The organism is Pseudoalteromonas sp. R86517 (genome assembly GCF_042466295.1).
GTDB lineage: Bacteria > Pseudomonadota > Gammaproteobacteria > Enterobacterales > Alteromonadaceae > Pseudoalteromonas > Pseudoalteromonas atlantica.
The window spans coordinates 2145676-2159840 of the sequence record NZ_JAXHCB010000001.1 but is presented as its reverse complement, the minus strand read 5'-3'; the positions used below and the strand labels follow the sequence as shown (position 1 = coordinate 2159840).

At 38.3% G+C, this 14165-nt stretch carries 13 protein-coding genes; 9 read left to right on the top strand and 4 right to left on the bottom strand.

Going from position 1 to position 14165, the window contains the following annotated elements:
• Positions 1-168: 168 nt before the first annotated feature.
• Both SJY38_RS09715 and SJY38_RS09710 read right to left on the bottom strand, forming a co-directional pair.
• Positions 169-576 carry a phosphate ABC transporter substrate-binding protein gene (locus SJY38_RS09715; protein WP_286742163.1) on the bottom strand — a complete coding sequence of 136 codons (408 nt, stop codon included), beginning with the start codon at positions 574-576 and terminating at the stop codon, positions 169-171.
• A 12-nt stretch (positions 577-588) separates the two neighbouring features.
• The gene (locus tag SJY38_RS09710) at positions 589-1734 is read right to left on the bottom strand and encodes a porin (protein ID WP_286742165.1); all 1146 of its coding nucleotides are present in this window, start codon (positions 1732-1734) and stop codon (positions 589-591) included.
• Between the two features lie 513 nt (positions 1735-2247).
• Between SJY38_RS09710 and SJY38_RS09705 the strand changes: the two genes are divergently transcribed.
• The 6 genes from SJY38_RS09705 to SJY38_RS09680 all read left to right on the top strand — a co-directional run bounded on the left by SJY38_RS09705 (position 2248) and on the right by SJY38_RS09680 (position 7974).
• Positions 2248-2718, top strand: a complete 471-nt coding sequence (locus SJY38_RS09705) for a hypothetical protein (RefSeq protein ID WP_024031844.1) — start codon at positions 2248-2250, stop codon at positions 2716-2718.
• A gap of 55 nt (positions 2719-2773) precedes the next feature.
• The gene (locus SJY38_RS09700; RefSeq protein ID WP_024031845.1) at positions 2774-3250 is read left to right on the top strand and encodes a hypothetical protein; all 477 of its coding nucleotides are present in this window, start codon (positions 2774-2776) and stop codon (positions 3248-3250) included.
• A gap of 54 nt (positions 3251-3304) precedes the next feature.
• On the top strand, positions 3305-4003 hold the full coding sequence (locus SJY38_RS09695; RefSeq protein WP_286742168.1) for a molecular chaperone: 699 nt from the start codon (positions 3305-3307) through the stop codon (positions 4001-4003).
• Positions 4004-4089: 86 nt separating this feature from the next.
• Positions 4090-4731 (top strand): hypothetical protein, encoded by a 642-nt coding sequence (locus SJY38_RS09690; protein ID WP_286742170.1) that lies wholly within the window; start codon positions 4090-4092, stop codon positions 4729-4731.
• A complete protein-coding gene (locus SJY38_RS09685; RefSeq protein ID WP_377109664.1) occupies positions 4728-7139 on the top strand; it encodes a fimbria/pilus outer membrane usher protein in 2412 nt (803 codons plus the stop codon). Before SJY38_RS09690 ends, SJY38_RS09685 begins: the two co-directional genes overlap by 4 nt.
• Entirely contained in the window at positions 7129-7974 is an 846-nt protein-coding gene (locus SJY38_RS09680; RefSeq protein ID WP_286742173.1) for a hypothetical protein, read from the top strand. The genes SJY38_RS09685 and SJY38_RS09680 overlap by 11 nt, the downstream gene beginning before the upstream one ends.
• Here the strand turns inward: SJY38_RS09680 and SJY38_RS09675 are convergent.
• Positions 7964-8554, bottom strand: coding sequence for a LuxR C-terminal-related transcriptional regulator (locus tag SJY38_RS09675; protein WP_096042048.1), 591 nt, complete (start codon positions 8552-8554; stop codon positions 7964-7966). The genes SJY38_RS09680 and SJY38_RS09675 overlap by 11 nt on opposite strands.
• Positions 8555-8968: 414 nt before the next feature.
• On the opposite strand from SJY38_RS09675, the gene SJY38_RS09670 reads away from it, so the two are divergent.
• Entirely contained in the window at positions 8969-11191 is a 2223-nt protein-coding gene (locus tag SJY38_RS09670; protein ID WP_024031851.1) for a TonB-dependent receptor, read from the top strand.
• Between the two features lie 278 nt (positions 11192-11469).
• On the opposite strand, the gene SJY38_RS09665 is transcribed toward SJY38_RS09670, so the two are convergent.
• Positions 11470-12234, bottom strand: coding sequence for an outer membrane protein assembly factor BamD (locus SJY38_RS09665; protein ID WP_024031852.1), 765 nt, complete (start codon positions 12232-12234; stop codon positions 11470-11472).
• 141 nt (positions 12235-12375) lie between these two features.
• Here SJY38_RS09665 and rluD point away from each other — a divergent pair, with 141 nt between their 5' ends.
• Together rluD and pgeF are read left to right on the top strand one after the other, a co-directional pair.
• Positions 12376-13353: a 23S rRNA pseudouridine(1911/1915/1917) synthase RluD gene (gene rluD / locus SJY38_RS09660; protein ID WP_004587336.1), complete on the top strand. Its 978-nt coding sequence runs from the start codon at positions 12376-12378 to the stop codon at positions 13351-13353.
• Positions 13353-14084, top strand: a complete 732-nt coding sequence (pgeF, locus tag SJY38_RS09655) for a peptidoglycan editing factor PgeF (protein ID WP_004587335.1) — start codon at positions 13353-13355, stop codon at positions 14082-14084. Before rluD ends, pgeF begins: the two co-directional genes overlap by 1 nt.
• Positions 14085-14165 lie beyond the last annotated feature (81 nt).

Sequence of the window (14165 nt, the reverse complement as noted above, 5' to 3'; positions counted from 1 at the left end):
AAAAAATCGTTATTTAGAGCAACTAAATAATAATTTTTTGCTTAGCTTACTACACACTTTGTCTGCCTCTCAATTGCTTATTTATTTAAGGGTATTACTATAAAGCCGTAATATTTAGATATAAAAAAACCACCTAATCGGTGGTTTTTTTATATCTAGCTATCGCGCTTAAAACGTAGCAACTACCTTAACTTTATCTGTTGCCTTACTGCTGTCTATGTAACCAATTGAGTCGCCATTACTAGCAACAAAATCAATAACAGCCTGGTCAGAATCAAATTTCTCTGGTGGTGTACCTTTACCGGTAAAAACAAGTTTTGACCAATAGGCATTTAATTGGCTACTTGATTTACCAACTACTTTAGAATTGAATTCATCAGCAACAGCTGTACCATTTTGAGTGGCTGGGTTCACTTTATTACCGTTAGCAAATGACTTTGCTTTTCCTAGGTAAATCTTTTTAATAGAATCGCCATCAAGTGCACTTGCATTGCTAGGGTTTACTATTACCGCAACTTCAGCATAGGCGCTAAACGCACATACCGACAGTACACTGGCTAGGATTAATTTTTTCATATTTCGCTCCAATTAGAATACTAAGTCAACGCCGACAGCTACTACATCAGTTTCAATGTTTGTTATGTCGTCATCTAAGCGACTAAAGTCGATTTTAAATGCAGCTGACGGGTGGAAGTCATAACGGGCGCCGATGGTGTAAACATTACTTTTTGCTTTAGAGCCTTCTAATGCTGAATTTATACCTGCATTTAATTGCGGCACAGCTGTAAGTGAATCATAACGGTTGTTATCGTGTTTATCGTCGTTGTTTTCATAGGTAACGTGAACAAGCCACTCATCCATACGATAGCCTAGAGAGGTATAGTATTGAGTTTGCTCAGCTAAAGCGCTGTTATCGACTTCAAACTGAGTATACTCTGCATCAAATAAAATATTGTTGTAGTCAATTGAAAAGCCAAGTGCGAAAAATGCTCCATCGTCTTCATCTACAGCAATGCTATCTGCTTGTTCAGTGAAACCCGAGCTGCGAAGAGTTGCCTCTAGGCCATTAAGGGCGATACCAGCATCAGTATCATTTTCAATGTCAATGGTGGTCTCTGCCACAAAATAGGCAACACGTGCGCTAAACCAATCGTAACTAAGTGACCAGTTAAGACCAGCGATATCATTAAGCTCAGTTTCACCATTGACCGACACTACTGCGATATTATCTTCAAAGCTACCATATATGACTTGAAGACTTGAGTCCCAATCACCGATTTGTGATGTATATAGTAAGCTCAACCCTTCGTAAGTAGAAAAAGGTAAATTGTAAACCGATTGAGGAGGGCGAACCCAGCGGTAAGTGTAACCTACATCTAGAAAGTCAGAGTATTTGTAAAATGGAGCACGCATTTTACCAGCGCTGAGTTGTAATTCATCACTAAACTCATAAGTTAAATACGCCCACTCAAAATCGGCATCAAAGTCATTCTCGCCGCGAGCCACAATTTGCGCTGTTGCGCTGAGCTTTTCCTGAAGATCGGCAGATAGTTGTAATGCAAATACACTCTCATTTTTAAATGAGATATCGTCATCATATCCGTATAAAGTTTGATCACTGTCTAGACTTTTGCCACCTACTATAGATGCAAAGCCATTTATGCGAACTTCAGCACTCGTGTAACTAGATGCAAGTGCGGCACATATTGCTACTGCTACAGATAGCTTTTTCATATGTATTTCCTATTTGTTATTTAGATGTTGATTTCATGGGGATTATAGAAGTGATTTTAGTTTTTATCTAATAATTTTAGCTAGTTAGTAAAAAAAGAAGTGAGCATTTAGTTTATATTGAAGTTTACAATTGTTAATTTTGAGGGTTTAGTAATCAAAGTTGTTGATTTAATTAAAGTTAAAAATTATTTGAATTTATTAAAGTTGTTTATCTAATAATTTATAAAATAGTAATTACTGTTTAATTGGTTGTTTATCTCTTATTTATCTTACGTTTTGCTTGTTTATAAACATTAAACATAGCGTTAAAGCGGACTTTAAGAGAGTGATAATAATAAAGAGGCTACCTTTATCGATTACGAGTCACTTAAATGTTTATAACAAAAGGTATGCTTAGCTACAGTGTATTTAGTCTTACCCTTTGTTTTGTAATCAAATAACAACTTTCTAAACCTGAATTTTAGCTTAACATTACCACTGTATTAGCAAGGTAGTTCAAAGGAAGTGACAGTGATGAAGAGGCTAGCATGGTTAGTACTATGTTGCTTTGCATCCTATGCATATAGTAACGATGAAGTAAGTATTACATTGGTGGGGCATATTTCTCCGGTGTGTGAATTTACCTCACAAAATAATAACCTAGAGTTTTCTTCTGATGGCGTTGCTAATACAACATTAGAGATAAACTGTAATTCGCCAATGCGAATATCAATGCAGTCACTTAATGGCGGTTTGAGTCATGAGCAAAGCAGTAGAATAAGTTCATATAATATTAACTGGAAGTTGGAAGGTGCCAACAACAATGTGTCTGTATCGGCACAGGCAACCAAATCGACATATAGTTTTAATATTAATGATATTTTATTTGATAGCATTGCTGAGATTCAGTTAACTCTAGATGAGCCCTTGATATATGCAGGAAGCTACCAGGATGTGATCCGCATAGAAATGACACCATCAGTAGTATCGGGTGGCGTGCTTTAAACGCACATTTATTAAACATAACAAACTATATGTCACATGGATAAGGAATATAACAATGAATAAACTAATCGTAATTTCAGCAATCGCAGCACTATCTTCAGGTTCAGCACTAGCAGAAAACTTAAATGTAGGTGGTGCCGTTGAGTCTGTATGTGAAGTAAGCAATATTGCAACAACACACTACTTTCCAGCTCTTGCGTTGGGGAATACAAAAACAGTTAATTTTGACTTGAAATGTAATGATGTGGATGGTGCAACACTTACTTTAACTACTTCTGAGGGACACCTTCAAAACGCTGATCACGAAGACAGAGGTGTAGGTTACACTGCTCATTTAACAGCAGGTCCTTATGACTTTACTTTGTCAGCTGAAGATGGAACGAATGATCAGAGTGCTTTTCAAAGCAATGGTGGAAGTAATACATTAGCAACGACAGGCGTAACAGGAATGATTGACCTAGAAGTTACTCAGACTCCTGTATATGCAGGTACGTATGCAGATACTTTAATGCTAACTGTAACAGCAAACTAAAGTTAAATAGAAAAGGCAGTGACTATGCACTGCCTTTATTCAGGAGGGAATTCTATGCATATTTTACTTATCTTTATATTTTGTTTGCTTTCATTTTCAGTCAATGCCTTTCAAGTGAGACCTATGGTAGCCGATCTCAGCTCTCAAGGTAGTCAGTCGCAGCAAACACTTCGAATAATAAACCCATCGGATAAACCCTTAACTATTGATGTTTCTGCTTTTAATATGAGTATAAGTGATAATGGCGTTGAGTCTTTAGAGGTAAACGAAGAAGACTTCTTAATTATTCCTATGACAACGATTATCGCACCGGGAAATAGTCAATCGGTAATCGTTCGATATATTGGGGAGCCCATTATTAACCACTCTAAGTCTTATCGAATCACCGTAGAACAAGTGTCAGTTAACTTGAACGAAAATGCCCAATCTGGTGTTGGTATGTCACTTAGTTTTAGAACGCTATTTAACGTTGTTCCCGATAATGCTAAAGCTAACCTAATAATTAAAGAAAAAACACAATTAGCAGAAAATCAATGGGGTGTGTCGTTAGAAAACCAAGGGAACAAATATGTACGCCTTTCAAAAGGTCAGTGGAATATTAAATCTAAGGGTAAAGTTTTAACTTTAGAAGGAATGGATCTGAGTAGAGCCCTATCAGGTAAAATTTTACTTCCAAATTCAAAAAGCAATATTTCAATTTCAATACCAAAAGAGTTTCAAGCTGCTGATAGTGAGTTAGAGGTTATATTCTAATGTTTTGTGTTCAGTGGCTCTCCCGATGTTTAATGATACTAATATGTAGTATTTTTATATCGGTAGAGGCTCTGGAAGTAACACCTATGGTGATTACATTATCTCCGGAGAAGCCTTCAAAAATACCTTCCAGTCTAATTTACAATCAACTGCCTAGAGAGATTGCATTTGACATTGAAATATATGAAATCGATTTTTCTACACCGAGTCCTTCTTTAATTAAGCTGGAAGATTCTCCATTATGGGTATTTCCTCCCTCACTATTTTTACAAGAAGGGCAAGGTCAGAGGATTCAATTTAGATGGATTGGACAGAGGCTCCCACAGCAGGATAAGAGTTATCAGGTCAGTTTAATAGAGCAGCCGTTAGCTTCTAATATCGGAAGTGGTACCTCGCAACTAAAAATATTAATGAATGTAAATTTAGTTGTTCACGTAGACAGGGATATATATTTACCTAACTTAAAAATACTGACTTCTAGAATAGAAAGTGGGGAGGTTTTAGCCCAAGTCAAAAATGAAGGAGAGGGGGCTGCGCGGCTCAGTGACTATAAAATTAAAGTAACTACAAATAAATCCGTTGTAACTACTTTTGAAAAACAAGCTTTATTGGAGAAGGGGTACGATGTTTTTTTTGCGCCTTATGCCACACAGACCATAAAAGTTAAGCTACCTGAACATATTGAAAGCCGTGAGGTAGAGTATTTAAGTTTAGATCTGGTGCAATGAAAACTTTAGCAGTGTTCCTTTTTGCTGTATTTTTTTTACCACTTAGCGTGTTAGCAAAAATAAACCCTTCTAGTAGGACAATTGAACTTAATGTGTCAGTTCAATTAAATAAAAGCCCTATAGGTCAAGTCTCCCTTAAAGTTGATAAAAATGATGCCCTTTTTTTAAAGTGGGACGAATTAGAGCCACACCTTCGTGAAATTTTACTTGAAGAAAAAGAGAGGGAGCTATTTAAGGTATTAAAAGGCAATACTTTAGCGGTAACTTCATTAAGGGAACTAGGTTTTAGTGTTGTGTTTGATATGAGTGATTTTAGTTTGGACGTTGTTGTTCCCGTAGAATTAACCCGCCCGCAAAAATTAAGTGCGCAAATGCAAAGGAAAAGGTTGAAGGCTATTGAACCAGCCAATGCGAGTGGGTTTGTTAACGCATATGCAAGCTACGTTCACCAAGATGATAAGGAGCAACAGCAAGTTCAAGAGCAATACGCATTACGATCCGAAATTGTAGCGAGTTGGCAAGGCTGGGTGGTAGAAAATGAATTCGAATATAATAAAATGTCGCAGCCAGCCTCATCAAGTTTTAAGCGGCGAGGAACTCGGCTTATTCATGATTTACCAAATTTAGGTATGCGTCTTTCTCTTGGAGACAACTTTAGCTCTGGTGGCTACTTCCAGAACTCTTCTCGTTTGTTAGGCTTTTCAATAGCACATGATTTTTCTCTATTATCAGACAGGCCCATAAGGCCAACCGCTTCACGTAGCTTTACTCTTCAAAGCCCTTCAAGTGTAGAGGTATATGTCGGTGAACGAATTATTCAGCGCCTTAATTTGGTTGCGGGTATTTACTCTTTAGATGACATACCTTTGAGCGAAGGCAGCAATAATATCTCTCTAAAAATTACTGATATAGCTGGCGTTGTGCGCTATGTAAACTTTGATGTTGCGACTGGCTTAGATCTATTTGCACAAGGGCAGCTTGAATATGAAATTCACTTAGGCGTTCCTGCTGAGGCTGGCGATAAACTCGAGTATGAACCAGATTCTCCCTTCCTCAGTGCCTATCTGGATTATGGCCTGACCCCAAGTTGGACTGCAGGGGTTACAGCGCAGGGAGATAAATACGCTCAGCAAATTGGCTTTAAACAAATCTATGCAGCTCAAATAGGCCAACTGGCATTTGAGGGCGCATTTAGCTTCGCGGAACGCCAAGGATACGCTTACCGTACTGTTTATAGTAGCTATAATATGAGCAACTTAGGAAGTGAGCTAACGCTCGGTTATGAATACAGTTCAAAAGACTTTACAGCTTTAGGTTTTAGGTCTCAAGATACGTTTAGTAACCGCTATAGAGAACACTATGCACAGGCGAGTTATAGTTATTATGTTAACGATAGAACGTTAGCCTCTTTTTTTACAAATATTTCCCGAGATCATCAAAGTGTTCAATTTGATAAATCGCTGGGAGTCAATTTCTCAGGCGACTTGGTAAATAGTCAGTGGAGATATACTGCAGGGGCGCAATGGGATGAGTTAAAAGGTGAGCGAGAGTGGGGTATAAATTTATCATTTACCTATAAATTTAATAATCAGCATAGAGTTAAACTATCCCACCAGTCTAGGCGTGATAAAACGAGACTAGAATTTACTCAAGACAGTAATCAGCGTTTTGTCGGTGCTTTGAACTTTCGAGCTGGTTTAGAGAGCAACGAGTTAAATAAAACTATCTTTGATTTAAACATGCAATATAACGCAAACCGTTTTGCTGCTAACCTTGAACATGCAAGTTTTTATAAAGATTTAAATGCTCGTTCTGCTTATCATCAAAGTCGTGTAAGCCTCTCATCTAGCATAGCTTTTGCAGATGATGCATGGGCATTTGGAAAGCCTATATACGATAGTTTTGCTTTGGTTAACGCCCACAAAAGTTTAGAAAATAAAGTGATTACATTAGGCCGAGTTGAAAATGACTATAGAGCTGATAATAGAGATTTCAAAACTATATTACTTAATGATTTGAGCTCTTATGACAATATCAACATTCCTGTTGATATTGATGATCTAGCCCCTGGCTATGATATAGGCTCTGGCATGCTTAGCTTTTACCCTAAATACAAAACTGGACATAAAGCAATAATTGGGACTGCAGCAAATATTTCTGTTATTGCAACTCTTCGGAGTAAGGACGAAAGCCCCTTAGCCTTAATGGTGGGAAAGGCTATTTGTCAAGATAAAGCATCGGCCAAAGAGTATACATTCTTCACAAATAAGCGGGGCCGCTTTGCAATAACTGGCCTTGCTCCTTGTCAGTATAAAGTGACCTTACAAAATAAAGATAGTACTACATTTTTAATAGAGGTTCATGATGCAGAGCAACTTCAACGAAAAGGGGTTATTTATGTTCATTAAAATTGTGTATTTAGCAATAAGTATATTTTTACTAACTATGGCAAGTAGAGTTAATGCTCAGTGCGATGCGAGTATTGGTGAAATAGCGTATTTGTTTGATGACTTATCTTTTTATCACGTAAAATCACAAAACGATGCAGAGAAAACAATTCGAGTAGATACAATAAATACGACGGATTGTACCTTGTATTTTAGTCTTTCTTCGCAAAACCAAGGGGCTCTTAAAGGTAATTCTCAATTTATTAATTACCAAATTCGTTTAGAAAATCAGTTGTTAAGCAAAACCAACAACCAAGTTAAACTTAACAATAATTCAGTAGATATCAGGTTAGTGATCCCTGCAGGGACCCCTGTAAAATCTGGATACTATACAGATAGACTTCAGTTGAAACTTTATGATGAGAACAAGCAAAGTCTTGATGAAGTAGAAATTGAAATAGAAACAAATATTCAACCCCGCACAAGCTTATCTTTATTAGGCTATAACACTTTTTCTAACACTGTTTTTTTAGGGGAGTTGAGGCCAGCAGAAAAATACACCATGTTACCTAGCTTACAAATAGTGACTAATACGGATGTTCAACTTAATGTAACCTCAGAGAATAAAAGTCGTTTATTACACTCTATTTTTAGTAATAAATATGGTATTAGCTATACATTGCAGTTAGGCTCAGAAGAAATTAACTTAGTAAAAGCTTCAAGTCTAAACTTTTCGTATTCTGGCCAGACTGAGTTTTACATTCCGCTTAGCATTCAATTGGAGGACTTCACACGTCAAGCCGCTGGAGAGTATTCAGATGTTATTCGTTTTCAAATAAGCCCACTCAATTATTGACTTTACTTAAGTTTTTTTGGCACCACAGCAATGCTTGTTGTTTGTTTTTTACAGATATTTTTTGATAAATTTTATGTAAATGCACTCTGACAGTGGCTTCACTTATAAATAAGCTATCTGCAATAGCGGTGGAGTGTAGACCGGAGAAAAGCAAGTTTAATACTTTAATTTCTTTACAAGTAAGGTTACTTGATTGCAGGGTGGTTTGCTGTTCACTGGCTAACATTTGTCTCATCCAGCTGTCTGTCACATCACGGGGAAACCAGAGCTTACCTTGTTCAATAGCTTCAAGGCCTTGTTGAAAAAGTGAGTCATCTGAACTTTCGTAAAAAAGTCCCTTTAAATTAGGCCATTCTTTTAAAGCTAATACGTCACTATTTTTTGGAACATCAAAAATAACTAAGCTTTTATAACCGTTATCTTGCATAAACTTATTGATAAGTTCATAAGTTGTGATTACATTAAGTGCTTGGTAATTAACCAATAAAATGTTGTAGTTAGCTGCCACACAGAAAAGTGAAGTATAGTCTGGACTATTAAAGCACTTTATATAGCGTATTGGAGTATTTTTAATATCCATAATTTCTGTCCGTAGATGCAATAGTAATACTATATTGCTATTTTTGGTTAATATCAATCATAGTGCATAGTTCGATAAGCTATACGTAGCTTTGATTAATGTGCTTTGTGGAATAATAGTTCTCCTATATGTAAACATAAAAGGTGCACAAAATTAGAGTGTGTATAACGTGATTACTTTTTAGCAAAAGGCCCATTTTTTTGTGTAGGTTATCCAACAATAATCAAAAGTTATAATTAATTTGTACCTGTATGTTTATTAAATGAAAATTTTTATACATTTCTTCACAAATATGTAATATAATACCCTTCCAGAGGAAAGATGCTATTAGGCGTCTTTTTTTATGCCCAAAACTTATTGCCCAAGCCAATAAGTTCGCATAACTAAATTATACGGTATCCTTTGGAGAATATTTTGAAACTACGCAAACTCTCACAGTTAAGCCTCGCAATTGTCGCTGCACTAACTACCTCAGTAAATGCTGAAGAAGCTAAAACAACAGCAAAACAAGACGCGTTTGAAAAAATCGAAGTTACAGCTCGTAAACGTACAGAGAGCTTGTTTGAATCTCCAACCGCTATCACATCAATTGGTGCTAACCTAATTGATAAAGCCAATATGAGTAACCTAGAAGATATTGGTAAATACGTTCCAAACTTAAATATCACTCGCTACGGTGTAGGTAATGCGGCGCATGCCTCTGTGTTTATTCGTGGTATTGGTCTACAAGATCACATAATTACAACCGATCCGGGTGTAGGTGTTTATTTAGATGGTGTTTACTTAGGCCGTCAAATGGGGTCAAACTTATCGTTACCAAATGTAGAGCGTGTTGAAGTTCTACGTGGACCACAAGGTACATTATATGGTCGTAATACCTTAGGTGGCGCAGTAAATGTAATTACTAAGCAACCAGGTGATGAAGGGATTGTTTCAACCACAGCTAAAATTGGTAGCCGCGGACGTATTGCTGGCGATGTATACTTTAATAACTCGCTAACAGATGAAGTAAGTATGTCTGCAAGTGCATCATACAAAACGCGCGATGGTGTGGGTGAAGCTGTCAATTTAGCTAACCCAGAAAAAGAAATTGGTGAAGAAGAAGAGTTTAGCGGTCGCGTAGCCCTTAAATGGCAAGCCAATAGCGATTTAGCGTTTACTTTTTCACTTGACGGTGTTGATAATGAGTCGGGTCAATCGCCTTACACTATTGAGTTAACTGAGCCGCTTGATGCAAATGATGTTTTTAATGGTGACTTTCCTTTATTAACACAGGATATGATCCCATCTGACCCCGATGATTTAGGCACTACCGTTGCTGGTATTGAATCTACGTCTTACTCAGGGTGGGGTACGTCATTTACTGCTGATTGGGCAATTGATGATACGTACACGGCTAAATTTATTTCAAGTTACCGTACTTCTGAATACGAAGGTGGACTTGATGATGATGCCTCACCACTTAACTTATCTGAGTTCCCAGAAGAGGGTGGTGCAGACCAATACTCGTTTGAAATTCAACTAAATGCGACTTACGATAATATGGACTTTGTATCAGGCCTTTACTTCTTTAATGAAGATGGCTTTACACGTTCAGGTCCATTTGTATTTAGCCCATTCAATACACCTAATGGCTTATTAAACGATGGTGTTACACCTTCATTTGGTGGTTATGGCGATTTTGAAATTAACCAAGAAACAAACTCATACGCTGTATATTTTAATACAAGTTACGATTTAACAGATGATTTAAGTATTGGTGGTGGCCTTCGTTACTCAAAAGATGAGAAAGATGCCGATGCGATTTTCCCAACATTTGCTGAACGTAAATACGTAAGTGCAGAGTTTGACGCTGTAACATGGGATGTAAACGCATCATATCAAATCAGCAATAACATGAATGTATATGGTCAAATTCAAAAAGGTTACCAAACAGGCGGTTTCCCTCCACGTCCATTTGGCGGCCCCGATCAGTTTGTATCGTTTGATGAAACTAAAGCAATTAACTACGAAATGGGCTTAAAAGGCCAAGTACATGAAAATGTATCTATGATGTTGGCTGTATTTGTAACTGATTACACCGACCTTGCTTTACCATTTTCTGACCCTACTGCAGGCGGTGGTTTTGTAACGATTGTTGAAAATGCAGGTGAGTCTAAAGCGCAAGGTATTGAGCTTGAAACTACCGTTGCCATTACAGACGATTTCACAATTCGCAGCTCTGTAGGTTACTTAGATTCTGAGATTACAGAAGTAGATGCAGGCGTACAAGGTATTGGTAAAGGTGATTCACCAGCATTAACACCACGTTGGACTGTAATGATTGCCCCTTCTTACTTTATGGATTTAGACAGCGGTGCAACCGTTGCATTTAACGCTAACTACTCTTACAGAAGCGAAATGCAAGGCCAGTCGGTTTACAATGAAAGCGAGACTATTGATTCGCGTGAATTAGTTGGTTTTAATATTTCTTACACTAACCCTTATGGGGATATGGAAGTAACCTTATACGGTGAAAACGTATTAAACGAGGTTTACGATGTAGGTCGTTTACAGCAGTCAGGTTTTGTTGGTGTAATGCGCAGTAATGACCGTAGCGAGTTTGGTTTAAAATTCAAAAAAGACTTTGAGCTTTAATAACCCGCAATGAGTTAATTAAAAGGTAAGCTTAGGCTTACCTTTTTTTTCACCTGTAAAAAGCAAAACTTAGATCAACAGCGAATCTTTTTGTAACAAGCGCTATACAATCGTGTAGTGCAATTGCTATTGATATATTTAGTGTGGTGCGAAGGCTAATCGCTAAGTATTAAAAAGCGCCACAGGCATCAACTAGTCTTATTTTTAGGCAATAAAAAAGCCCTCAGAGAGGGCTTTTAAACAATCAACATAGGTTTAAATAAAAACCTCTGCCATTCTTATTTGTTAGATTCATTGTATTCACGCGTTAGTCTTGCGTGCTCACTTAAATCTGTTAGGCCAAGCTTTTCGTAGCTTTTTTCCATCATCTCAAGCGCAGGCTCTAAATAGCTGCTTTGCGAGTAATGCTCAACAACGTACTTACCACGATTAGCGGCCGCTAGGTAAGCTTCACGTTCGTAGTAGTAATTAGCCACTTTTAGCTCGTAACGCGCCATGCGGTTTAAAAGCCACACTAAGCGACGTTTAGCCTCTGGTGCGTAATCACTTTTTGGAAAGCGTTTTACAAGCGTTGATAAATCGGTAAATGCAACACGTGTACGGTTTGCATCGCGGTCAGCTCTGTCTATACCAAAATACTCTTGGAAGGCATTTTTATCTGCTTTAATGTTAACCAAGCCACGCATGTAGTACATGTAATCTAAATCTTTGTGGTTTGGGTTTAAACGAATAAAGCGGTCAATGGTCGCTAATGCTTGCTCTGTATTACCTGATTGGTAATGGGCATACACTAAATCCATTTGTACTTGCTTTGAGAAAGGGCCAAATGGGTAGCGTGAATCAATAGCGGTTAACAGCTCAATTGCTCGGGCGTATAAACCAGAGTCGAGCGTTTGTTTTGCATCTTCATACAAAGCGTGTGCAGATTTGTTAGGAACGCGTTGGATATCTTCTTGGTCAGGCGCAGAAGAACAGGCCCCTAAAGTAAGTACAGAAGCTGAAAAAACAATGGCGAATGCACGTTTCCCTATTTTATTTATCATTTTATTTGTTACCTTCGATGTCTTCGGCTAGGCCACGGCGGTAAAACCGAGTAAACTATGCGTATTATATTATGCTTTTATTAAAAGCGATTCTAACCCAGTCAGGCACAGCTTGCACTGGTAAATTGGGTAAAGTTACTAATGTCAGAACAAATTTCACTTCAAGCCGAGGTTCCTACCGAGTTAGGTGGTAAACGTCTAGACCAAGTATTAGCGCAATTGTTCCCTGATTATTCACGTTCACGTATAAAAACATGGATATTGGATGATAAAATCACCGTTGACGGTGAAATCTATAACACACCACGAGAAAAACTACTCGGTGGTGAAGTTGTAAATGTTGAAACCAGCATTGAAGCACCACGCGAATACGAAGCACAAGATATCAAATTAAACATTGTTTATGAAGATGATGATATTTTGGTTATCAACAAACCTATGGGCCTAGTCGTTCACCCAGGTGCAGGTAACCCAGATGGCACAGTGCTAAATGCATTGCTGCATCATTTTCCGGATATTATTAACGTACCGCGTGCTGGTATTGTGCACCGTCTAGATAAAGACACCACAGGCTTAATGGTGGTGGCTAAAACTATTCAGGCGCAAACACATTTAGTTAAAGCACTGCAAAAACGCGAAAACTTTACGCGTGAATACGAAGCTTTATGTAATGGTACTATGACCGCAGGTGGCATGGTTGAAAAGCCGATTGGCCGTCATCCAACGCAGCGTACACACATGGCAGTTCACGAAATGGGTAAGCCTGCTATTACACATTACCGTGTTGCTGAAAAATTCCGTGCTCATACACGTTTACGCCTTCGTCTAGAAACCGGACGTACACACCAAATTCGTGTTCATATGGCGTATATAAACCACCCGTTAATTGGTGATAGAGCCTACGGCGGGCGTCCTCGTCCACCTAAAGGTGCTACGCCAGAGCTGTTTGAAATGTTACGTACATTTAATCGCCAAGCCTTACACGCAGTAAAATTGAGTATTGCGCACCCTATTACGGGCGAGATGATGACCTGGCAAGCGCCTATTCCAGATGACATGGTGGCAATGACTCAGGTGCTTAGAGAAGATACCAAAGCTAATCCTAACATAGAGTATTAATGGCTTTTTTGTCAGCCCCTTGGCCTAATTTAACCTCGGTAGGTACGCTTAGTACCACCCGAGAAGGCGGCGTGTCAAAGCCGCCTTTTAATAGCTTAAATTTAGGCCTACATGTTGATGATGATCCAGAGCACGTGCTAAAAAACCGTGCTTTGGTTGAGCAATCCCTGCCAAACCCGCCACTGTGGCTTAATCAAGTGCATAGTGGCGATGTGCTCTGCGTTGATGCAGATTTTAATTTTCAAACATTACACAGTGCTGATGCGTTGTATACAAAAGTTAAAAATCAGCCTCTTGCTATTATGAGTGCAGATTGCCTGCCTATTCTGTTTGCAAGTCATGATGGCCATGAAGTTGCAGCAGTGCATGGTGGTTGGCGCGGCCTTGAAAAAGGGATCATAAAAAATACGCTTGCCTGTTTTAGCGCGCCTAGTAAGCAAATATATGCGTGGCTTGGGCCTGCTATTGGTTCTGAGCAATTTGAAGTTGGTGCCGAGGTTGCTACGCGATTTATTGCAAAATCCCCGTTGTTTAAAGAGGCGTTTAAATTACAAAGCAATAATAAATACTTGTGCGATATTTATCTAATCGCTCGCATTGAGCTTGAGCAATTAGGCGTTATTAATATTAGCGGAGGCGATTATTGTACTGTTTCTCAGCCATCATTGTTTTTCTCTTATCGGCGAGAAGGTAAAACAGGACGTATGGCAAGTTTGATCTGGCGCAAATAAAACACTATTTCCCCACAATATTCTTCTTAACACCTTGAACAATTCTATTAACATACCCATTTATTAAGCAATTAGTTTATT

Coding starts and splice junctions, on each gene's coding strand:
- SJY38_RS09715 (WP_286742163.1), bottom strand. CDS start 576: ATGAAAAAATTAATCCTAGCCAGTGTACTGTCGGTATGTGCGTTTAGC.
- SJY38_RS09710 (WP_286742165.1), bottom strand. CDS start 1,734: ATGAAAAAGCTATCTGTAGCAGTAGCAATATGTGCCGCACTTGCATCT.
- SJY38_RS09705 (WP_024031844.1), top strand. CDS start 2,248: ATGAAGAGGCTAGCATGGTTAGTACTATGTTGCTTTGCATCCTATGCA.
- SJY38_RS09700 (WP_024031845.1), top strand. CDS start 2,774: ATGAATAAACTAATCGTAATTTCAGCAATCGCAGCACTATCTTCAGGT.
- SJY38_RS09695 (WP_286742168.1), top strand. CDS start 3,305: ATGCATATTTTACTTATCTTTATATTTTGTTTGCTTTCATTTTCAGTC.
- SJY38_RS09690 (WP_286742170.1), top strand. CDS start 4,090: ATGGTGATTACATTATCTCCGGAGAAGCCTTCAAAAATACCTTCCAGT.
- SJY38_RS09685 (WP_377109664.1), top strand. CDS start 4,728: ATGAAAACTTTAGCAGTGTTCCTTTTTGCTGTATTTTTTTTACCACTT.
- SJY38_RS09680 (WP_286742173.1), top strand. CDS start 7,129: ATGTTCATTAAAATTGTGTATTTAGCAATAAGTATATTTTTACTAACT.
- SJY38_RS09675 (WP_096042048.1), bottom strand. CDS start 8,554: ATGGATATTAAAAATACTCCAATACGCTATATAAAGTGCTTTAATAGT.
- SJY38_RS09665 (WP_024031852.1), bottom strand. CDS start 12,234: ATGATAAATAAAATAGGGAAACGTGCATTCGCCATTGTTTTTTCAGCT.
- rluD (WP_004587336.1), top strand. CDS start 12,376: ATGTCAGAACAAATTTCACTTCAAGCCGAGGTTCCTACCGAGTTAGGT.
- pgeF (WP_004587335.1), top strand. CDS start 13,353: ATGGCTTTTTTGTCAGCCCCTTGGCCTAATTTAACCTCGGTAGGTACG.